Origin of the sequence: Devosia sp. (assembly GCF_030689745.1) — a bacterium.
GTDB lineage: Bacteria > Pseudomonadota > Alphaproteobacteria > Rhizobiales > Devosiaceae > Devosia > Devosia alba.
Map to the genome: position 1 here is coordinate 1 of NZ_JAUYGL010000066.1, position 20,960 is coordinate 20,960.

Below are 20,960 nucleotides of genomic sequence, written 5' to 3' on the forward strand. Positions count from 1 at the left end.
GCCTACACGCTGGTATCGCCCGCCGACGGCAAGCATCTCGATGCCATTCTCAAGCTGATCCACATGCCCATCGAATATCTGGACACCGGCAAGCGTACTGCACCGGCCCCCGCCGACTCCGAAACCACCGAAGCTCGCGAGGAGCGTTCCGCTCGTCCCGCTCGCTCACGTCGCGGTGGTCCACGGACGCGGCCCTCAGCCGAGGCCACTACGCCTGCCAAGGCCGGGTCTGCCGATGCCGCGCCCGCCAAGTCGGCGCCGGCTGCCGCCGCGGCAGCAGATCCCGAAGCGGGCGACGCCCGGCCAGCGCGCTCGCGTCGCGGTGGCCCACGCACCCGCCCACCAGCCGAAGCTGTGGCGCCAGCAGCAGCCGCACCGGCTGCGCCAGAAGCTGAGGGCAAAGAAGCTGCTGCGCCAGCCAAGCCGGCACAGCGCCGGGAGCCAAAGCCCAAAGCAGAGCAAGCCGAAGCCCGCCCCGCGCGTGGCCGCAACCGCCGCCCAGCCGAAACGCGCGATGCTGATACAGATACCGATGGCAGTTCGCCATTCGGCAATGACGGTCCGGTTCCTGCCTTTTTACTTCGCTCAGCGCGCCTCGACCCCTAGTCCATCGCGTAAGTAACTTTACCCGCTGCGCGTTTATTGCGGCTGTGCTGTTGTGTTCATTAACGGCTTCACTGTATTTAACGCCAATGATTCTGCGGGCGCTGCGGCGCTGCTGGTAGAACGCGGGGGACGAGTTGTCGGACCAGGAATTCAAACGAGCGCTGGGCTATGCAAATTCGGCGTTTGACCTACTCAAGCGCAGCACTGTTCCGCCCTATCCACAGTTCTACGAACTGTTCTATACTTATGCTACCGGCGTCAATCCAACGCTGAACAATCGCATCAACGCGATCTTCCGTGCCGGTGACTCCCCCAGCGAAAGCCTGGCGGAGCAGTTGTACAACGAGTTCCTGAAGTCTGACGTCAATGACCGCATGACCGCTGTCTCACAGCGCATGCACGCCCGCATCGAGGCAGTGCATGGCGCCATCGACACCGCCATGACGACGGCCAATGCCTATTCAGGCTTGCTACAATCAGCCAGCGGTGACCTCAGCCTCGGCATCTCGCCGGCAGCGATGAAATCCCTGTCCGAAAAGCTCTTGGCCGAAACCCGGCACATGCAGTACACCAATCGCGCGCTCGAGGAGAAATTGCTGGCCTCCCGCGACGACATTGCCGCGCTACAGCGTGACCTTGATGATGTGCGGCGCGAGTCGATGCTCGATCCGCTCACCAAGATTGCCAATCGAAAGAGCTTTGATGACGGTCTCGCTGCGGCCATCGCCGAAGTGAGGGGTCGCCATGATCCACTCTGCCTGATGCTGGTGGACATCGACAATTTCAAGAGTTTCAATGACAGCTTTGGCCACCAGACGGGCGATCAGGTGCTACGGCTGGTTGCCATGACACTGAAGTCCAACATCAAGGGCAAGGATCTGGCAGCCCGCTACGGTGGCGAGGAATTTGTCGCCATTCTGCCCCATACCGATATCGAAGGCGCCGTCATCATTGCCGAGAATATCCGCCGGGCCCTTCAGGCCAAGGAACTGCTCAAGCGCTCCACCAATCAGAAACTGGGCCGTATCACGGCCTCGTTTGGCATCGCGACCTTCCGCCCCACCGACACCGCCGCCTCGTTGATCGAGCGCGCCGACCGATGCCTTTACGCCGCCAAGCATGCCGGTCGCAATCGGGTGATCAACGAGTCTGAACTGGTCAACACCGTAACGCCGACCCGTAAGCAGGGTGCGTCGGCCGCCTGAACTAGCTCGCTGGCGTCAATTTCACGCCCAGGCCGGCCAGCATGTCCCAATAGCCCGGATATGTCTTGCCGGTACAGGCAGGATCCAGAATCACGATGCCGGGTATCCGCAGACCCGCTAGCGCAAACGCCATGGCGATGCGATGGTCGTGATAGGTCTCGATTTTCACCACACTGTTGCGCTGCGCCAGCCTGCTGGCCAGATCGGGATCAGATGCAACCAGCAGATCGTCGCCCTCCTCAGTGCCCAGACCGGGTAGAATGCGCGACAGTTCGGTCGCTACGGCATGCACCCGGTCCGTCTCCTTGACCCGCAGATTGGCAATGCCGACAAACCGCACCGGATAATTGTTGAAGGCAGCCAACACCGCCAGGGTCGGCACGGCATCCTGCATCTGCGAGCCGTCAATCACCGCAGGCATGTTGGGAAACTGTGCGATTACGGCCTGTGCGGCGGCGTCTGGCTGGGTAAAGGCCTCTGCCTCCACCCCGAGGTCGATATTGCCGCCCGTCAGCGCTGCTGCGCCCCACAGATAGGTTGCCGCTGAGGCGTCCGGTTCAATCAGCAGGTCGCTCGCCGTGTAGCCGGTTGGCGCTACCCGCCAGGTGCCGGCATCAATCTGCTCGACCCTGGCGCCAAAGCTGCGCATCGCCGCCAGGGTCAGATCGACATAGCCCCGCGCCCCGATATCGCTGCCGGTCAAGGCAATCTCGACGGATCCGGCGCCCAGCGGCGCCGCCATCAGCAGGGCCGACACATATTGGCTCGACAGCCCGCCATCAATCTCGACGCGTCCCTGGCCAAAGCTGCCCGTACCTCGAATGGTCACTGGCGGGCAGCCTGTCGGGCTCTTGGCGTCAATGCCGAGCGACACCAGCGCCTCCACCAGCGGCCCGATGGGGCGCACCCGCATTTCTGCGTCGCCATCGACCACAACCGTGCCATTCACGGTCGCCACTGCTGCCGTGAGAAACCGCGTGGCGGTGCCGGCATTGCCCAAAAACAGCGGCGCGTCTGGCGCCTGCAAGGTACCGGTGCTGGTGACGACAAAGCTGGTGGCGTCGGGCTCTTCCACCTGCACGCCCATCTGGCGCAGCGCCGCAGCCATCAGCTCGGTATCCTTGCTTTTCAGCGCGCCGGACAAATGGCTGGTGCCATTGGCCAGGGCCGCCAGCAACAAGGCCCGATTGGTAATGGATTTGGAGCCTGGCGGGGACACGCGCCCCACCAGCGGATGGGAAGGCGGCGTGATCGCGTAAGCCGCGGGCAGAGCAGTCATGCGGGGATCTCAGAGGCTGGAGCCGAAGTGCCCAAACCTGTTAGGCCATAGCGCCCCGGCGTGCAACCGGCAGCTAGGCCAGAGCGCGCGCTTCAGCGATGGCCTTGAGGTCGGCCGCCTTGAGCTGCACGCTTTCGCCACAGCCGCATTCCCCGGTCTGATTGGGGTTCTTGAAGGTGAAGCTCGAGCCCAGTTTGGCGCTCTCAAAATCCATCACCGTGCCCAACAGATACATCGTCGCCTTGGGATCGATCCAGACATTGACGCCCTTGTCGGTGATGTGGTCGTCGCCCTTCACCGGTTCGGTGACATAGTCCATGGTGTAGCCGACGCCAGCGCAGCCGGCATTTTTGATGCCGACCCGCAGCCCAATAACGGGTTTGTCGGAATCTTCGATGATTTCATTGATGCGGGCCGCAGCGGCATCGCTCAACGACATGATCTTGAAGGCCATGGGCGGAAACTTTCTATCGGCGTTTCACGATATATAGGCGCAAACGTCGAAAATTACCACCAGTTCAAGGCAACTTGTGCTTCTTCACTCATACGCGTGGCATCCCACGGCGGATCAAACACCATGTTGACGGTCACGTCCTGAATACCTTCGACGCTGCGGGCGGCATTTTCCACCCAGCCCGGCATTTCGCCAGCCACCGGACAGCCCGGCGCGGTCAGTGTCATGTCGATCACGAGGTTGCGGTCATCGTCCAAGTCTACCTTATAGATCAGGCCCAGTTCGTAGATATCGACCGGAATTTCCGGATCATAGACCGTCTTGAGGGCCCCGATCAGATCGGCAGTAATGCGCTCCACCTCGGTCTCGGGCAGATCGCCAGCGATGGTTGGAGTGACGCCTGTCGTTGGTAGTTCTGGCGCAGGAGCGATTTTGGCTTCGTCGGTCATATCTTGATGTCCTCGCAGCTAGGCGAAAAAAGTCTGGGCACGTTCAATGCCGTCCACCAGCGCGTCCACATCGTCCTTGCCATTGTATAGGGCGAACGAGGCACGGCAGGTAGAGCTGACACCAAATCGTTTGAGCAGTGGTTGGGCGCAATGGGTCCCGGCTCGTACGGCAATGCCGTAACGATCCAGGATCGTCGAGACGTCATGAGCGTGTGCCCCCTTGATCTCGAACGAGAAGATTCCACCCTTGCCTGGCGCCGTACCGATCATGCGCAGTGAATTGATCCGGCTCAATCGTTCACTGGCATAAGCGGCAATTTCGGCCTCGTGGGAAGCAATAGCCCCCCGGCCGAGGTCGCTCATGTAATTGAGCGCCGCACCCAGGCCAATGGCCTGTACGATGGGCGGCGTTCCCGCCTCAAACCGGTGCGGCGGCTCGTTATAGGTCACACTATCGAGTGTCACCGTGTCGATCATCTCGCCACCACCCTGAAAGGGCTGCATTTCGGCCAGCAGATCATATTTGCCATACAGCACACCGATCCCGGTGGGGCCGTACAGCTTGTGGCCAGTCATGACATAAAAGTCGGCGTCCAGATCCTGCACGTCGACCTTGGTGTGCACGGCGCCCTGACTGCCATCGATCAGCACCGGAATGCCGCGCGCATGCGCGATTTCGATGACCTGCTTGATCGGCGTTACCGTGCCCAGCACATTGGACATATGGGTAACCGCAACCATCCGCGTCCGGCCCGTCAGCGTGGCTTCGAAGGCGTCGATATCAAAGCTGCCATCATCACGCACATCGACCCATTTGATCACCGCGCCCTTGCGCTCGCGATGGAAATGCCAGGGAACGATATTGGAGTGGTGCTCCATGATCGAAAGGACGATCTCGTCACCCTCGCTGATGCGCGGCCCGGCAAAGGAGGCCGCAACCAGATTGATCGCCTCCGTCGCCGATCGGGTGAAGATGATTTCTTGGGCTTTGGCGGCGTTCAGGAAGGCCCGCACCGCCTCCCGGCCAGCCTCAAAGGCGTCAGTTGCCCGGTTGGCCAGCGTATGCAGGCCGCGATGGACATTGGCGTATTCGTGCCGGTAGGCATGATCCATCCGCTCAAGCACCTGCACCGGCTTCTGCGCCGATGCACCGCTGTCCAGATAGACCAGTCGCTTGCCATGAATCCGCTCCGACAGGATCGGAAAATCGGCGCGGACTTTATCCAGATCGACGGTCATCAAGCCCCCAGCAGCCAGCCATCAACGATGCCCACCAAAGCCTCGTGCAGGGCTTCGTCCTCGATTGGGTCCAGCACTTCCTCGATGAAGCCCCGTACCAGCATGGTCTCGGCCTCCGCCTGGGGCAGGCCGCGGCTCATCAGATAGAACATGGATTCCTCATCCAGTTCACCACAGGTCGAGCCATGGCCGCACACCACGTCATCGGCGTAGATTTCCAGCTCGGGCTTGCTGAGGATCTCGGCTTCGTCAGAGAGCATCAGCCCCTGCATCATCATCTTGGCGTCGACCTTTTGCGCGTCGCGCTCAACCACGATCTTGCCCTGGAACACCGCCTTGGAGCGCCCGCGAGCGATCTGCTTGTACATTTCCTGGCTGGTGGTGTGGGCCACGGCGTGCCGGATATCGATGGTGATATCGTTGTGCTGGCCATCTTCGACCAGATTGAGCCCGGTGAAATCGCCATGGGCGCCCTGCCCCGCAAAACGGGCAAATACCTGCGAGCGCGACAGCGCCGCGCCGGCATGGATGGTCAGTGTGCGCAGCTTGGCGCCCTCATCAAGGTCATACTCATTGGTGGCAAAATGCGACGTTGCCTTGCCCGACAGATCCACGGTGATATGGGTCACCATCGCATTCTTGCCGACCGCCAGATAGGTGGCATGGTTGCCGACATGAGCGGCATCCGAACCCGAAAATGTTTCGAGGATCACGGCCGAAGCGTTGTCCGCAACGAAGATCTTCAGCGAATCTGCGACATGCGCGGCGGCGCCTTCGATGCGACGATCAACCTGGATCACCGGGTCAACACTGCCCTCAAGGGTCAGTGTCAGGCTCTGCTTGGCCAGCGCGCCGTTCAGATGCACCAGCACGTCATCGCGTGTGCTCAACGCACTGCCCTGGGCATCGCCGACCATCACGCCGGCCGGCGCCGTGGTCGAGGACTGGATCACGCCATTGGCAATCATCAACTGATAGGCGCCCGCCACGCGCAGCGCCGGTGCGCTTGCCTGGTTGGCCGGTTCAGCCAAAGGCGGCACCGTCTTCAGCAGCATCTTGAGGTCGGTATAGTGGTAGCTCTCAACCCGGCGCGTCGGCAGGCCCGCAACGGTAATCCGTTCGGCCGCTGCGGTCGCGCCCACGCTGTTGAGCTGGGCGATCAAGGTATCTTCGGCTGCACCGAGCCGGACGGGTAAAACCTGTGCCATGCTCAAGCCGCCGCGCCATCGAAGTCGGCATAGCCCTTGGCTTCCAGCTGCAGGGCCAGGTCCTTGTCGCCGCTCTCAACGATCTTGCCGTCACTGAACACATGCACCACGTCGGGCACGATGTAGTTAAGCAGCCGCTGGTAGTGGGTGATTATCAGCATCGAGCGACCAGCGCTGCGCAGCGCGTTGACGCCCTTGGAGACGACCTGCAGTGCATCGATATCGAGACCCGAATCCGTCTCGTCCAGAATGCACATCTTGGGCTGCAACAGCGCCATCTGCAGCACTTCGGCGCGTTTCTTCTCGCCGCCCGAAAAGCCCACATTGAGCGGGCGCTTCAGCATGGCGGTATCAATCTGCAGATCGGTGCCGGCAGTCTTCACCGCGCGCATAAAATCGGGCGTCGACATTTCGGCTTCGCCGCGCGCCTTGCGCTGGGCGTTGATCGCCGCCTTGAGGAAGGTCATGGTGGCCACGCCTGGAATTTCGATCGGGTACTGGAAGGCCAGGAAAAGGCCCGCTGCCGCGCGCTCGGCCGGGTCCATCTCCAGCAGGTTTTCGCCATCGAGCAGCACTTCGCCCTCGGTGATCTCATAGTCAGCCTTGCCGGCCAGGACATAGCTCAACGTCGACTTGCCCGATCCGTTGCGGCCCATCACGGCGTGCACTTCACCGGGCGGAATGATCAGGTTCACGCCCTTGAGGATTTCGCGGTCTTCGATACGCGCGTGCAGATTGCGGATTTCAAGGATTGGGGTGGTCATAGCTTCATCTCCAATTTGGGTTCGGTGTCGCCTTCCAGGCGCCGACCAGATGGTTGTTCAAAAGGTCTCATCTCGAGCATGTGCAAGGACGAGGCCGTGGCAGGTCGGTGTCCCCGACCTCGAGGCCAGAGGGGCTCACCGCGGGTCTCAGGTGGTTTGGCTAGCCCACACTGCCTTCGAGACTGATGGCGATCAGCTTCTGGGTTTCGACCATGAACTCCATCGGCAGATGCTGCAGCACGTCGCGCACGAAACCGTTGACGATCAGCGCCACCGCCTCTTCTTCATTGAGGCCGCGCTGCTGGCAGTAGAACATCTGATCGTCCGAAATCTTGGACGTCGTCGCCTCATGCTCGAACACTGCCGAGCCATTGCGGCTTTCAATGTAAGGCACCGTATGGGCCCCGCATTTATCGCCAATGAGCAGGCTGTCGCACTGCGTGAAGTTGCGCGCATTCTTGGCCCTGGCATGGGCAGAGACCTGACCGCGATAGGTATTGTCCGAAAAGCCGGCGGCAATGCCCTTGGAAATGATGCGGCTGGAGGTGTTCTTGCCCAGATGGATCATCTTGGTGCCGCTATCGACCTGCTGATAGCCATTGGAAATGGCGATCGAGTAGAATTCGCCGCGCGAACCGTCGCCGCGCAGAATGCAGCTGGGGTACTTCCAGGTGATCGCCGCGCCGGTTTCCACCTGGGTCCAGGAAATCTTCGAGTTGGCGCCCCGGCAATCGCCACGCTTGGTGACGAAGTTGTAGATGCCGCCGTTGCCGTCCTTGTCGCCCGGGTACCAGTTTTGCACCGTGGAATACTTGATCTCGGCATTGTCCATCGCCACCAGTTCCACCACTGCGGCGTGCAACTGGCTCTCGGCGCGCGACGGCGCCGTGCAGCCCTCGAGATAGCTGACATAGCTGTCGGCCTCGGCAATGATCAGCGTGCGCTCGAACTGACCGGTCTTCTTCTCGTTGATGCGGAAATACGTGCTCAGCTCCATCGGGCAGCGCACGCCCTTGGGGATGTAGACAAACGAGCCGTCGGTGAAGACGGCGCTGTTCAGGGTCGCGTAGTAATTGTCGGTAACCGGCACCACGGTGGCCAGATACTTCCGTACCAGCTCGGGATATTCGCGAATGGCTTCCGACATCGAGCAGAAGATGATGCCCACCTTGCTCAGCTCTTCGCGGAAGGTGGTCACCACCGAGACGGAGTCCATCACCGCGTCGACCGCCACATTGGGCCGCTCGACACCGGCGAGGATTTCGCGCTCACGCAGCGGAATACCGAGCTTCTCATACATTTCAAGCAGTGCCGGATCGACTTCATCCAGACTGGTCGGCGCCGGCGTCGATTTCGGCGCGGCGTAGTAATACATGTCCTGCAGATCGATCTGCGGATAGTGCACCTTCGCCCAGTTTGGCTCGGTCAGGGTCAGGAAACGCCGATAGGCATCCAGACGCCATTCGAGCATCCACTCGGGCTCCTGCTTCTTGGCGGAAATGAAGCGGACCGTGTCTTCGCTCAGCCCCTTGGGCGCCATGTCGGATTCGATAGCGCTTTCGAAGCCGTATTTGTACTTGTCCACGTCCAGCGACAGCACCGAATCCACGGTGGCGCGGTCAATGTTTTCCTTGAGCGTGGGGATATGGTCGTAATCCGCCATGTCGGCTTCTCCTATTGCTCCTCGGCGATTCAAGGTCGCCGCGAACCGTCTAAAACTGATACGGCCTAGGCCGCCTGACCCTGCCGCGCGCGCTGGCGCTCCAGGATCGATTGGTAACCGGCAGTGAACGCATCAACGTCCGCTGCGGTGGAATTCCAGCCCAGGCTGACGCGCAGCGCGCAGTCAGCCAGAGCGCCCGGCACGCCCATCGCCGCCAGCACATGGCTTGGCCCGACCTTGCCTGATGAGCAGGCCGACCCCGACGACACCGACAGACCCAACAGGTCCAACCCCATCATCGCGGTACTGTTCTTGACGCCCGGCACAGCAAAATTGGTCACATTGCCCATTCGCTCGCCGCCAAACACCACTGCCTCGGCCGGCAATGCCGCTTCCAGCCGCGCTGTCAGCGCTGCCACACCGGCCGCTTCATAGCGCTCGGCAAATGCTGCCGCTGCCGCTCCGAAGGCCGCGATCAAGGCCGCTGCTTCCGTGCCGCCGCGCCGCCCCTGCTCCTGCCCGCCACCGGGAATAAGCCGGACCACATCGGCATGAGCCTTGACCAGCAGCGCGCCAACGCCAGCGGGCGCACCAATCTTGTGGCCACTCACCGCCACCATATCGGGTGCCGAGGCCGCAAAATCGAGGGGAATTTTGCCCAGCGCCTGCACGGCATCGACGAACAAGGTGTGCCGGGTTGGCCCGACCAGCGCATTGATCTGCGCCATGGGCTGGACCACACCGGTCTCATTGTTCACCCAGTGCAGCGCTACCAGCAGATTGCCCTGCGCCTCACCGATCACCTGCGCCAATTGATCCAGATCAATGCTGCCATCGGCCAGCAGGCCGATAGTAATAATCGGCAACCCACTCGCTTCGGCCGCCTTGCCGACAGCGGCATGCTCGCCGGAGCTGATGACAACGGCATCGGCCGCAAAGCTCTTGGAGCCGCCTACAATGGCTTGAGTGATCGCCTCGGTTGCCGAGCCGGTGAACACCACCTGCTTACGCTCGGCGCCTGCCAGACGGGCAATGTGCACCCGGGCACTGTCAATCAAATGGCGCAGGGCGCGGCCATGTCCATGGACCGAGGATGGATTGCCCACGAGATCAAGCGCAGCCACCAGCGCCGACCGCGCTTCTGGCAGAAGCGGGGACGCGGCATTATGATCAAGATAGATCGCCGGTCTGGTCATCGGATTCCCATTTGGCGCATGCGCGCCGGTCATACCATCCATGCCTGTGCAGAGGCGGCATAACGCCCTTGCCTTCAAACACTTCTTGAAATCTGTCACCCAACTTCATTACAAGGGGCATTCTTGCAGGCCGCACTTGGCCTAAAACACGAGTTTCGAACGATTCTAAACTGGATATTTCGACCCATGTTTTAGGGAGCCGCACGGGCTTAGTCAAGCGCCAGCCTCCATCACAATACCGCAGACGCACACGAACAGAGCCACAACGGCCGGAAGAAGTAAGACCATGCCAGAAGTGATTTTCAACGGACCTGAGGGTCGTCTGGAAGGCCGCTATCAGCCCGGCAAGGAGCCCAATGCTCCCATCGCCATCCTGCTCCATCCCCACCCCCAGTTTGGTGGCACGATGAACAACCAGATCATCTACAACCTGTTCTACATGTTCGTTGAACGCGGATTTGCCGTACTGCGCTTCAATTCGCGCGGCGTTGGCCGTAGCCAGGGCATGTTCGATCACGGGGTCGGGGAACTCTCGGACGCCGCTTCCGCCCTCGACTGGTTGCAGACCATCAACCGTGAATCGCGCGGCTGCTGGATTGCCGGTTTCTCGTTTGGTGCCTGGATCGGCATGCAATTGCTGATGCGCCGCCCCGAGGTAGAAGGTTTCATCTCGGTGGCGCCTCCAGAGAACCTTTATGACTTCTCCTTCCTGGCGCCCTGCCCGTCTTCCGGTCTGATCATCCATGGCGACAAGGACCGCGTGGCGCCGCCCGCTTCGGTGCAGAAGCTGGTCGACAAGCTCAAGACGCAGAAGGGCATTACCATCGAGCAGCAGATCGTCGAGGGCGCCAACCACTTCTTCGAGGGCAAGATCGACGAGCTGACCGCGGCATGCGCCGAGGCTCTCGACCGTCGCCGTCAGGAGATCGCCGACGGCGGCGGGCGCTGAACCCAAGCGCAACCACCACGATCCATTGGCGGAACCTCATCCTGAGCATGTCGAAGGACGAGGTTCCAAATGCACCGACCTCATGGTGAGCCTGTCGAACCATGCGGTCTCACTCAGCTCAGTGAATGTCCCATGACCAAATTCAAGTCCGACTTCCTGCGCGTGCTCGACGAGCGCGGCTTCATCCACCAGATTTCCGACCCCGAGGGGCTCGATGCGCTGGCGCTCAAGGGCCCGATCACCGGCTACGTCGGCTACGATGCCACGGCCACCTCGATCCATATCGGCAATCTGATCACCGTGACCATGCTCTACTGGATGCAGGAAACCGGCCACAAGGCGATCAGCCTGATGGGCGGCGGCACCTCCATGGTTGGCGACCCGTCCTTCCGCGACGATCAGCGGCAATTGCTCACTGTCGAGCAGATCGCCAGCAATATCGAGAGCATCAAAAAAGTCTACGGCAATATCCTCAACTATGAGGGCTCCAACCCCGCCATCATGGTCAACAATGCCGATTGGCTGCTCAAGCTGAACTATGTCGAGTTCCTGCGCGATGTCGGCCGGCATTTTTCGGTCAACCGCATGCTCAGCTTCGACTCGGTCAAGCTGCGCCTGGACCGCGAGCAGTCGCTGAGCTTCCTCGAATTCAATTACATGATCATGCAGGGCTACGACTTCGTCGAGCTCAACCGCCGCTACGGCACCGTGCTGCAGATGGGCGGCTCGGACCAGTGGGGCAATATCATCAGCGGCGTCGACCTCAGCCACCGCATGGGCGGCGGCCAGCTCTATGCGCTGACCACGCCGCTACTGACCAAATCGTCGGGCGAAAAAATGGGCAAGTCCGCCTCGGGCGCCGTCTGGCTCAATGGCGAACTCTTCAGCCCCTATGATTTCTGGCAGTATTTCCGCAACACCGAAGACGCCGATGTCGGCAAGTTCCTCAAGATCTTCACCCGCCTGCCGCTGAGCGAGATCGCGCGGCTGGAAGCCCTGGGAGGCACCGAGATCAACGAGGCCAAAAAAGTGCTGGCCACCGAGGTCACGGCCATCGTGCACGGTCGTGACGCCGCTACCGAAGCGGCCCACACCGCCATGGCAACCTTCGAAACCGGCGCTATCGATCTGTCGCTGCCCACTGCCACCGTCACTCATGCCGAACTCGCCGGTGGCATCGGCATTCTGGCGGCGCTGGTGACGGCTGGCCTGGCCGCGTCCAACGGCGAGGCCCGTCGCCACATCCAGTCGGGCGCGGTGCGCGTCAACGATGCAGTGATTGACGACGACAAGCTGACCATTGGCGACAATGCACTGCTCGACGAGGGTGTCATCAAGCTCTCGGTCGGCAAGAAGCGACACGCGCTGCTCAAGCCGGTCTGACAGGTCGGCACAAGAAAGCGACAAAAGGCGCCATTCGATCGGCGCCTTTTATTGCGCCTGCGGCAATTCCTTGGCGCGGAACTCGAACAGTTCGCGGAAGACCCCCGGCACCAGGGCCGAGAGCGGGTTGATCTTGAACTGCGGCTTGTCCAGTGGGCCCTGCACTGCAAAGGTCACACCCACCAGCCCCTCGCCATCACGCCCGCCCAGCAGCGGTCCCAGCAGCGGGATCTTCTGAAACACGCTGTTGAGCCCGAACAACGGTACATATGTCCCGGTCAGATCATACTGACGCTGCTTGGTGTAGATGAACCCCCGCAGCGTGCCGCCCACACTATCGCCAGCCACCAGAGCATTGGTCACCTCGACCCGGTCCGAACGTCGCAGGAAATCCACTTCGGCGACCTTGAAATCCAGACGGTTCTGCTGGGAAATCACGTCCCGCGAATCCGAGTGATTACCCAGCACCTGGGCAACATTGGCCTCATCGACAATGGCAAAATCCCGCATCACCAATTGGCCGGTTTCGACATCCTGATCTCGATCGGTGGTCAGCACCAGATTGCCTGCTCCGCCCGCCAGTTGCGAGTAAACCCCCAGAAACCGCAGCACCGTGCCCGCATCGTTGAATGCCACCGACATGGTACGCCCGTTTGGCGCCGGATTGGTTGTGACCGATAACCGGTTTTCGTCATTGAACTGCCCGGTCAGGCTGGCCTGCCGGACGTCATCCCCGCGCAAGCGCATCGACAGATCCAGGTTGAATGCCGATGTCGCATAAAAACCCAGCGCCCGATCCAGTTTGACATCAAGCGCAATGGTCCGGCTCGCGTCGCTCGACTGCACCCCGCCAGTGCCCCCATTAAGGCCGAACGCGCGCTGCAACATTGGCTTGAGATCGAGCTGCGTCCCCCGGATTCGCACGGAATAACCGCCATCAATGGGCTGCAGATCCAGTTGCGCGCTGTCGCCGTCACTGAGCGCCAGCTGGCTGAACCTGGCCGAAACCACCCCGTCGGTGGCGTGATATTCGATATCGCCTTGCGCCCGTACCGAGCCAAACGACAGATCAACCCCGCTCAAATGCGTCAACTCGCCCTCCGGACGAATGGTTACACTGACCGCGCCGCTTGTCCCCGCCGCCTTGCTGATCCCCAAATCCGTGATGTCGAGCGCCGCATCCTGCAGGTCCACCGCCATTTGCAGCGTTCCATCCGCCTCGGGCCGGGCCACAAACCGCACACTGCCCGACAGAAAGCTCGACGCGTCAAACCCCAGCTTGGCCAGTTCGGCTACGCTCATGGTCGATGCCAGCCTGAAATCCGGTTTGCTGGTGGGGCTGCCGCTGACCTCGACGCGCGCCGCAACGCCGTCTATCTCGGCGGTACCCCCCAGCTGATAACTATCCTGGGAGGCAGTGAAAGCGAGCTGTCCGCTCGCGATACGGTGGTTCTCGATCGGCTTGCTGCTGGCAAAATCGGCCACTGTACCGTTCAGCACATAGTCAAACTGCATCGCCCGTTCCGATGCTTCATCGGGCAGATGAATAGTTGCGACCAAACCGGCATCGACCACCCCGGTCAACGCCGTGACATCAATGGGCAGTTCGGCATTGGCCAACAGGCTCGGTTGCTGAGTCTTGACCAGGTCGAGCAGGGCAGGAATGGGCCCGCTGATATCGCCGGAAATCTCAACAATCCGATCGCTCAGATTGGAATTGTCGATTACCACCGCGGGATTTGCGACCACGATGGGGCCAGCCGCCGTCGCCAGGCGTCCGCCACCTGCCGATATGGTCACGTCAGAATCGTCAATTTGCAGCCGGGTGTCCCCACCAATGGCGATAGACGCCATGGTTGCGGTCGGTTTGACGGTCACCCCTGTGCCCACCAGATCGATCTGGATGGCGTCCTCGGGGATCGGTTTGTCCTCGCCATCCACGCCGATCGACCCGACCGGAAATTTGAACGCCATACGTGCCTGCCTGACTGTGCCCTCAGTCACATTGGCAACGAACCAGTCGCGGCTTTCCGACGCCATCAGATAGGGCCAGAGCCGTTTCATATCATCGGCACTGACGCCCGCTCCCGCCAGGGTCAGGTCAATGCCAAGCCCGGCTTGCAGCATGTCGATACGACCTGCTGTTTCCACCGTCGCACTGCCCTTGCGCGCAATCAGCCTATCAATTCCCAGCGCGCCATAAAGCGGCGCCGACCAGCCGGAGAACGCGACGCTGTCGAATGGCACCTCAGGCGCCGCCATATCACTGGGATGGATGACAACATTGCTGGCATCGAGCACCATGCCCATGGTTGGCCCATAATCGGGATCCAGTCCCATGGCGAAAACGCCCGCCACCCGCGCCGAACTCTTGCCGATTTGCAGGGCCGTCTCCTTGAGCGAAAACTGACCGGTGCCAGGGGTCCAATTGATATCCACAATCGAGCTGGCAATCGGAAAATAGGCATCCTTGAGCCGCAGATCGAGCCCGGTCAGATCAACCTTGAACGCCCCATCGACCAGTTTGCCCCGTACCGCAGCAAAATTCACATCGATCGACAGGGCCCCTCCTCCGCGCAGCGCCACCGGGGCGCTGGCATCATCGATGAACGGCAGGAAAGCGGCAAAGTCGATATTGGCGATGTCAGCTCCAAGATGAACATTGCCGGCCTCACCCAGGGTGCGCGACAGACCACCCGACATGGTCCGCCCGCCCAGCGTCGCGGTGAATGTCGCATGGGTATCGCGCAGGTCGGCGGAGGGACTGATCTCGAGATTGATATCCTCAAACCGGCGAAACAGCCCGTAAACGGAATCGCTCATCCCCACGATCCCGTCGCGCACCCGCAGCCGCGAAAACCGCCCCTGTGCCGCCTGCTCCACCAGGTCAGCAATGGCTTGCTCACTGCTTTCCAGATTGGCGATCAGCCAGTCATTGTCCGAACGCATGATCATCGGGTCGGCTGTCTGGCCCAGATCAATGCCGCTCGCGCCGATATCGACCGCCGGGAAGGCATCATCGCCCTCCTGCACCCGCACCGTTGGTGCTCCGCCCGAAGGGTCTTCCACCAGCTCAAAACTGGTCAGGCGGGGCCCGAACAGATCCTGCACGACCTGGAGGTGCGGCTTCACGATGGTGATGGTCGTGCCCGGCTGCCCAAACACTGCCCGCACCGGCGAAAATCCGACCTCAAGCGATTCCATTTCTATCTTGGCGCCTGTCTTGCTGTCGGTCAGCAGCACCGGCGAAAACTGGATAACCGGCCACACGCCATTCTCCAGTGTCAGGGCCATAGGCCCCAGGGTCAGTTCGCTGGTTGGCGGCAATATCGAGCTGGCGACCGCCTGGGCCGCCTCACTACCCAGGGGCAGGCGTATTGGCGTCTTCAGCAGGACCACATAGAGCAGTAGAACCAGCAGGGCCGGAATGCCCAATATCCAGACTGCGATCTTGGCCCCATGTCGGGCCGGATGCCGCTTGCGTCCAGCAGCAGTGGGGGCGGGAGTGTCGGGTGGTAAGGTTGACGCGCTCACTTGCTTCCAGAACGAGGCTCGGCCGAAATCTTCTGGCGCCCAAAGGAATCAGCGCAACTGCGCTCTCTTGCGTCATGATACCGGCTGGAATACGGCACCGACACCATATTTTTGCGCCCTGCGCCTGGAAGGAACCTATCCATGACCGAGCTGCAACCGGGCGACATTGCGCCCGACTTCACCCTGCCCCTCGACGATGGCACCCTCTTCCACCTGGCCGCCCAACGGGGTCATCCCGTGGTGCTGTATTTCTACCCGGCCGACGGCACTGCTGGCTGCACTGACGAGAACCAGGAATTCTCCGAACGTGCCGCCCAATTTGCTGCGCTTGGTGCCCGCCTGGTTGGCATCTCGCCCGACAACATCGCCAAGCACCTGAAATTCCGTGCAAAATACGATCTCGCGGTGCCGCTCGCGGCCGATCCCGAGCACCGCGCCATTACCGCCTTCGGGCTGTGGCAGCCCAAAAAACTCTACGGCCGTGAGTTCATGGGACTGGTCCGTACCAGCTTCATCATCGCCGCCGACGGCACCATCGTCGCCATCGTCCGGGCCACGCGCATTCGCGGTCACGCCCAATCCGTGCTGCAGGCACTACAGGCCCATTTGCGCCAAGTGCCGCTGACATAAGCTTTATTAACCACCCGACGTCATACTCCGCTCACCATAATTAAGGCGCGACAGGGGAAGCGGCAGCGTGCACAAACTAGCCAGTTTCGGGCGGACCGACAGGAGTCGCAACCCAGCAACCAGGCCAGCACGGCACGGCATCCATCCGGCCCTGTTCTATGCCATGTTCACGCTGTTGCTGGGTGGCAACGGCCTGCTGGGCACCGCCTTTCTACTCTCCCCCGACATTGCCCGCCTGCTCAATCACCAGACCGAGCAGGTCGTGCAGGCCTATGAAGACCGCATCACCCAGTTGCGCGTCGAAGTCGATCGCCTGCACTCGCGCAGCTATGCCCAGACCGGTGATATCAATTTGCAGCTGCAGGAACTGGCCCAGCAACAGGACGTGTTGCTGGAGCAGCATCAACTGGTCCGCGTGCTGGTGGACAAAGCCGGTGAACTCGGCATCGAGGCCGCAGCACTGTCGGAGCCGGCCGACACCAGCGTCCCGCTGGCCTATGCTGTTGCCCCCACGGCCAGCGGCAATCCCGATATTGATGCGACTGCCGCCGCCGTCTCCCAAATGATGGACGAAACCCAGTTTGCCATGACCTCGATCGCCGAGACTGCCGTCGCCCGCACCGACAGCATCGTTGCCGAACTGAGCGGTCTGGGCATTGTGGTGGATCTGCCGACCGCCGAAAGCGGTATGGGTGGACCGTTGCTGGCCCCGATTGGCGATAGCGACAGCTCGCTCATGGTTGACGATGCCAATGCGGTCATGGAAGCCCTGCTGCGCTACAAGGCGGCGCGCGACAGCATTGAAGGCGCACCGGTGCACATGCCCATTGCGGGCGATTTCCGCCGCAGTTCCGGGTTTGGCAATCGAACCGATCCCTTCACTGGCGGCCGCGCCTTCCACTCGGGGCTCGATTTTGCCGCTGCGTCGGGCACCAGTGTCTTCAGCGCCGGCAGAGGCATTGTCACCTTCGTCGGCACCAGCTCAGGCTATGGCAAAATGGTCGAAGTCACCCATGATGACGGCCTCGTCACCCGCTATGCCCACCTCTCCGGTTTCCTCAGCGAGCAGGGTCAGCGCGTCAACACCGGCACCCCCATCGCCAAGGTCGGATCGACAGGGCGCTCTACTGGCCCCCATCTGCATTTTGAAGTGCGCAAGGGCGACAATGCGATCAACCCCAAGGCCTTCCTTGATGCCGGACGGCGCCTGCAGGCGCTGATCTAGCCCGCTATTGGCTCTCCACATCGGTCGCCACGCCGACACGCTGCGCCAGGGCCGCTTCCATGAACGCGTCCAGATCGCCGTCAAGGACCAGCGAAGGCTGGCTACTTTCGACGCTGGTGCGCAGATCCTTGACCATCTGATAGGGCTGCAGCACATAGCTGCGGATCTGGTGACCCCAGCCGATGTCGGTCTTGCTGGCCGATTGCGCATTCGCTTCTTCTTCGCGCTTCTGCAACTCGGCCTCGTATAGGCGCGACTTCAGCATCGCCATCGCGGTAGCCCGGTTCTTGTGCTGGCTACGCTCCTGCTGACAGGCCACGATGATCCCGGACGGGATATGCGTGATGCGGATCGCCGAGTCGGTGGTATTGACGTGCTGTCCACCCGCACCTGAGGCGCGATAGGTGTCCACCTTCAGATCGGCTTCGCGAATGTCGATATCAATGGTATCATCGACCACCGGATAGACCCAGACGCTCGAAAAGCTGGTGTGTCGCCGCGCCGCCGAATCATAGGGGCTGATGCGCACCAACCGGTGCACGCCGCTCTCGGTCTTCATCCAGCCATAGGCATTGTGGCCCTTGATGACGATGGTTGCCGACTTGATGCCGGCCTCTTCACCATCGTGCATTTCGATGATTTCGACCTTCATCTTCCGCCGTTCCGCCCAACGGGTATACATGCGCAGCAGCATGTTGGCCCAGTCCTGGCTTTCGGTGCCTCCGGCGCCCGAGTGGATTTCGACATAGCAGTCATTGGCGTCGACTTCGCCCGACAGCAGCGTTTCGATCTGGCGACGCCGCGCCAACTGCTTGAGCTCAAGCAGTGCGTCTTCGGCTTCCTTGACCACGGCGCTATCGGCCTCGGCCTCACCCAGGGCGATCAATTCAACATTGTCGCGGATGCCCGCTTCCAGTTCGCGCACGGATTTGACCGCCACGTCGAGCTCATCGCGCTCGCGCATGGTGGTACGGGCCTTTTCCGGATCATTCCAGAATTCGGGGGATTCAGTCTGCGCGGTCAGCGCGTCGAGGCGGAGTTCTGCAGTATCCCAGTCAAAGATGCCTCCTCAGCAAGGTCAAAACCTGCTCGATTTCGGCGACGGTCTTTTCAATTTCCGTACGCATGGTGCAATTCCTTTATTCGCGGCGCTCCGTTTAGCTGACGCGCCGCCTCCGAGCAACCTAGCGTTGGCTCTTGGAGAATTTTCGGATTGCCGTATCGCGTTTCAGACGAGACAGCCGATTGAGAAAAAACACGCCGTTCACTTGATCGATTTCATGTTGGGCCACGCGCGCGGCAAAGCCCTCCAGCAGCAGTGCCTCCCGCGCGCCCGCCGCCGTGTCGAAGCCAATCTCGACCCTTATTGCTCGCTCGATCGGCACCTCAATACCGGGCATCGACACCGATCCCTCGGGGCCAAACGCCGATTCTTCGGACTTGGTCTGCACCGTCGGGTTGAACAGCAAGCGATAATCACGCGCCTCACCCGGCCCGGCCAGGCTGATCACCACCAGCGGCTCAACCCGGCCGATATGGGCTGCCGCCAGCCCATAGGCCTCAACCCCGGCTGCCGCCGCCCGCAACGCTTCGCCGACCGCCAGCATGGCAGCATCCACCGGTCGCGGTTGCGCCGCGTGCTGCAACACCGGATTGGGAAAGACGACGAAATCGGTCACCTAGAACAAGCCGCCGCGCCCGAGATTGGGATCCAGGTACTGGCCGTTGCCGCCGGGCTGGGTGATCCCGCCGCTATATTGCTGCTGCATCTGCTGCTGGCGCTGAATGGCGTCCAACGTGTTGACGTCGAGCCCGATCACCGACGTCATCAGATTGGGGCCCGTGCCGGGTTTGAAGGCTTCTGCGATGCCGCCCTCGCCGTCAAATGCCTTTACCCCCGAATTCGGGTTGATCCAGGCCGTGCTCATCCCTGGGGGCATGTTGAACTGCGTTGCGGGCTTGCCCGCCAGCGCCTTGGCCATGAACTCGGTAAAAATCGGCACCGCAAAGGTTCCACCCGTCACCGAGCGCCCCATTGAGCGCGGCTGGTCATAACCAACATAAACGCCCACCGCCAATTCAGGCGTAAAGCCGACAAACCAGGCGTCCTTGTAATCATTGGTGGTGCCGGTCTTGCCGGCCACGGGACGGTTCAATGCCTTGGCTGCGGTGCCGGTCCCGCGCTGCACCACGCCTTCGAGCATTGAGGTGATCTGATACGCCGTCATCGGATCGAGCACCTGCTCGCGATTGTCCACGATCACCGGCTCACCCTGCCCATGCCAGTCTTCTGCCTGACACTCCTGACACAGTCGCTGGTCATGCTTGTACACAGTGGCGCCGTAGCGGTCCTGCACCCGGTCGATGAGGGTTGGCACGATCTTGCGGCCGCCATTGGCAATGGTGGCATAGGCCGCAGTCATCCGCATATCCGTGGTTTCGCCGGCCCCCAGGGCCATCGCCAACACCGGCTGCATGGTGTCATAGACACCGAACAGCCGCGCATATTCGGCAACCAGCGGCATGCCGATATCGCGGGCCAGCCGAACGGTCATGACGTTTCGACTGCGCTCAATGCCGCGCCGCAGTGTCTGCGGTCCATAAAACTCCTGCGCGTAGTTTTCCGGCCGCCAGATCGAACCATCGTAATTGCGGATTTCCACCGGCGCATCCAGCACCACCGAAGCGGGCGTGTAGCCATTGTCCAGCGCCGCTGCATAGACGATGGGCTTGAATGACGAGCCGGGCTGGCGCAGCGCTTGTGTCGCCCGGTTGAATTCACTCTGCGCATAAGAGAAGCCGCCGACCATGGCCAGCACACGGCCAGTACGCGGGTCCATCGCCACCAGAGCGCCCTCGATCTCGGGCACCTGTTCCAGCGTATAAAACCCAGTCCTGTCGGCAACGGGCGACACGTACACCACATCGCCCACTTTAAGAAAATCCTGCACTGGTTTGGAAACCCACTTTATATCCGGTCCATCCAGCGTGCCTTCGAGGCGCTCCTCAGATAGTCCGCCGCCGCTCGCCCCGTCCGGCCGCAAGCCGATACGGGCCGAATTGCTACCCAGTTCCAGCACGACCGCCAACTGCCACTCGGGCACGTCGTTCAGCGGTATGATCTTGCTGACATCAACGCCCCAATCGGGCCCCAGCGCGATACTGGCTACCGGCTC

General features: G+C 61.4%; 17 protein-coding genes and 1 pseudogene. 6 read left to right on the forward strand and 12 right to left on the reverse strand.

Features of this window, described 5'->3' with window-relative positions; all coding sequences use genetic code 11:
* Together Q8O80_RS05720 and Q8O80_RS05725 are read left to right on the forward strand one after the other, a co-directional pair.
* Positions 1-606: pseudogene (locus tag Q8O80_RS05720) on the forward strand (hypothetical protein); the annotation flags it as partial.
* 134 nt (positions 607-740) lie between these two features.
* Complete coding sequence (locus Q8O80_RS05725; protein ID WP_305577853.1) at positions 741-1,811, forward strand: GGDEF domain-containing protein; 1,071 nt, start codon at positions 741-743, stop codon at positions 1,809-1,811.
* A gap of 1 nt (position 1,812) precedes the next feature.
* Here Q8O80_RS05725 and aroA read toward each other — a convergent pair whose 3' ends face one another.
* The 8 genes from aroA to Q8O80_RS05765 form a co-directional block, all read right to left on the reverse strand.
* Entirely contained in the window at positions 1,813-3,090 is a 1,278-nt protein-coding gene (gene aroA / locus Q8O80_RS05730; RefSeq protein ID WP_305577855.1) for a 3-phosphoshikimate 1-carboxyvinyltransferase, read from the reverse strand.
* A 73-nt stretch (positions 3,091-3,163) separates the two neighbouring features.
* Complete coding sequence (locus Q8O80_RS05735) at positions 3,164-3,544, reverse strand: iron-sulfur cluster assembly accessory protein (RefSeq protein ID WP_305577857.1); 381 nt, start codon at positions 3,542-3,544, stop codon at positions 3,164-3,166.
* Positions 3,545-3,597: 53 nt separating this feature from the next.
* Positions 3,598-3,993, reverse strand: a complete 396-nt coding sequence (locus Q8O80_RS05740) for an SUF system Fe-S cluster assembly protein (RefSeq protein WP_305577859.1) — start codon at positions 3,991-3,993, stop codon at positions 3,598-3,600.
* A gap of 18 nt (positions 3,994-4,011) precedes the next feature.
* Positions 4,012-5,232 (reverse strand): cysteine desulfurase, encoded by a 1,221-nt coding sequence (locus tag Q8O80_RS05745; protein WP_305577861.1) that lies wholly within the window; start codon positions 5,230-5,232, stop codon positions 4,012-4,014.
* Positions 5,232-6,440, reverse strand: a complete 1,209-nt coding sequence (gene sufD, locus Q8O80_RS05750) for a Fe-S cluster assembly protein SufD (RefSeq protein ID WP_305577863.1) — start codon at positions 6,438-6,440, stop codon at positions 5,232-5,234. Before sufD ends, Q8O80_RS05745 begins: the two co-directional genes overlap by 1 nt.
* Before the next feature lie 2 nt (positions 6,441-6,442).
* Positions 6,443-7,192, reverse strand: coding sequence for a Fe-S cluster assembly ATPase SufC (sufC, locus tag Q8O80_RS05755; RefSeq protein ID WP_305577883.1), 750 nt, complete (start codon positions 7,190-7,192; stop codon positions 6,443-6,445).
* A 172-nt stretch (positions 7,193-7,364) separates the two neighbouring features.
* On the reverse strand, positions 7,365-8,867 hold the full coding sequence (gene sufB, locus Q8O80_RS05760; RefSeq protein WP_305577865.1) for a Fe-S cluster assembly protein SufB: 1,503 nt from the start codon (positions 8,865-8,867) through the stop codon (positions 7,365-7,367).
* Positions 8,868-8,932: 65 nt separating this feature from the next.
* Positions 8,933-10,063 (reverse strand): cysteine desulfurase family protein, encoded by a 1,131-nt coding sequence (locus Q8O80_RS05765; RefSeq protein WP_305577867.1) that lies wholly within the window; start codon positions 10,061-10,063, stop codon positions 8,933-8,935.
* Positions 10,064-10,349: 286 nt separating this feature from the next.
* On the opposite strand from Q8O80_RS05765, the gene Q8O80_RS05770 reads away from it, so the two are divergent.
* Both Q8O80_RS05770 and tyrS read left to right on the forward strand, forming a co-directional pair.
* Entirely contained in the window at positions 10,350-11,012 is a 663-nt protein-coding gene (locus Q8O80_RS05770; RefSeq protein WP_305577869.1) for an alpha/beta hydrolase, read from the forward strand.
* 132 nt (positions 11,013-11,144) lie between these two features.
* Complete coding sequence (tyrS, locus tag Q8O80_RS05775; RefSeq protein WP_305577871.1) at positions 11,145-12,395, forward strand: tyrosine--tRNA ligase; 1,251 nt, start codon at positions 11,145-11,147, stop codon at positions 12,393-12,395.
* Between the two features lie 48 nt (positions 12,396-12,443).
* On the opposite strand, the gene Q8O80_RS05780 is transcribed toward tyrS, so the two are convergent.
* Positions 12,444-15,830, reverse strand: coding sequence for an AsmA-like C-terminal domain-containing protein (locus tag Q8O80_RS05780; protein ID WP_305577873.1), 3,387 nt, complete (start codon positions 15,828-15,830; stop codon positions 12,444-12,446).
* A gap of 240 nt (positions 15,831-16,070) precedes the next feature.
* Between Q8O80_RS05780 and Q8O80_RS05785 the strand changes: the two genes are divergently transcribed.
* Positions 16,071-16,559, forward strand: a complete 489-nt coding sequence (locus tag Q8O80_RS05785) for a peroxiredoxin (protein WP_305577875.1) — start codon at positions 16,071-16,073, stop codon at positions 16,557-16,559.
* Positions 16,560-16,626: 67 nt separating this feature from the next.
* On the forward strand, positions 16,627-17,784 hold the full coding sequence (locus Q8O80_RS05790; RefSeq protein ID WP_305577877.1) for a M23 family metallopeptidase: 1,158 nt from the start codon (positions 16,627-16,629) through the stop codon (positions 17,782-17,784).
* Positions 17,785-17,788: 4 nt separating this feature from the next.
* Here Q8O80_RS05790 and prfB read toward each other — a convergent pair.
* The 3 genes from prfB to Q8O80_RS05805 form a co-directional block, all read right to left on the reverse strand.
* Positions 17,789-18,911, reverse strand: a protein-coding gene (gene prfB / locus Q8O80_RS05795) for a peptide chain release factor 2 (protein ID WP_305577879.1) whose coding sequence is annotated in 2 segments (ribosomal slippage) — positions 17,789-18,841 and positions 18,843-18,911 — 1,122 coding nt in all. Because the reading frame shifts where the segments join, the coding sequence is not laid out codon by codon here.
* 57 nt (positions 18,912-18,968) lie between these two features.
* Positions 18,969-19,463, reverse strand: a complete 495-nt coding sequence (locus Q8O80_RS05800; RefSeq protein ID WP_305577881.1) for a peptide deformylase — start codon at positions 19,461-19,463, stop codon at positions 18,969-18,971.
* Positions 19,464-20,960, reverse strand: a 1,497-nt coding sequence (locus tag Q8O80_RS05805) for a penicillin-binding protein 1A (protein WP_371136119.1), incomplete at its 5' end; no start/stop codon positions are given.

Bases quoted from the DNA above. Each gene is read 5' to 3' on its own strand.
- aroA (WP_305577855.1), bottom strand. From the start codon at position 3,090: ATGACTGCTCTGCCCGCGGCTTACGCGATCACGCCGCCTTCCCATCCG.
- Q8O80_RS05735 (WP_305577857.1), bottom strand. From the start codon at position 3,544: ATGGCCTTCAAGATCATGTCGTTGAGCGATGCCGCTGCGGCCCGCATC.
- Q8O80_RS05740 (WP_305577859.1), bottom strand. From the start codon at position 3,993: ATGACCGACGAAGCCAAAATCGCTCCTGCGCCAGAACTACCAACGACA.
- Q8O80_RS05745 (WP_305577861.1), bottom strand. From the start codon at position 5,232: ATGACCGTCGATCTGGATAAAGTCCGCGCCGATTTTCCGATCCTGTCG.
- sufD (WP_305577863.1), bottom strand. From the start codon at position 6,440: ATGGCACAGGTTTTACCCGTCCGGCTCGGTGCAGCCGAAGATACCTTG.
- sufB (WP_305577865.1), bottom strand. From the start codon at position 8,867: ATGGCGGATTACGACCATATCCCCACGCTCAAGGAAAACATTGACCGC.
- Q8O80_RS05765 (WP_305577867.1), bottom strand. From the start codon at position 10,063: ATGACCAGACCGGCGATCTATCTTGATCATAATGCCGCGTCCCCGCTT.
- Q8O80_RS05770 (WP_305577869.1), top strand. From the start codon at position 10,350: ATGCCAGAAGTGATTTTCAACGGACCTGAGGGTCGTCTGGAAGGCCGC.
- tyrS (WP_305577871.1), top strand. From the start codon at position 11,145: ATGACCAAATTCAAGTCCGACTTCCTGCGCGTGCTCGACGAGCGCGGC.
- Q8O80_RS05785 (WP_305577875.1), top strand. From the start codon at position 16,071: ATGACCGAGCTGCAACCGGGCGACATTGCGCCCGACTTCACCCTGCCC.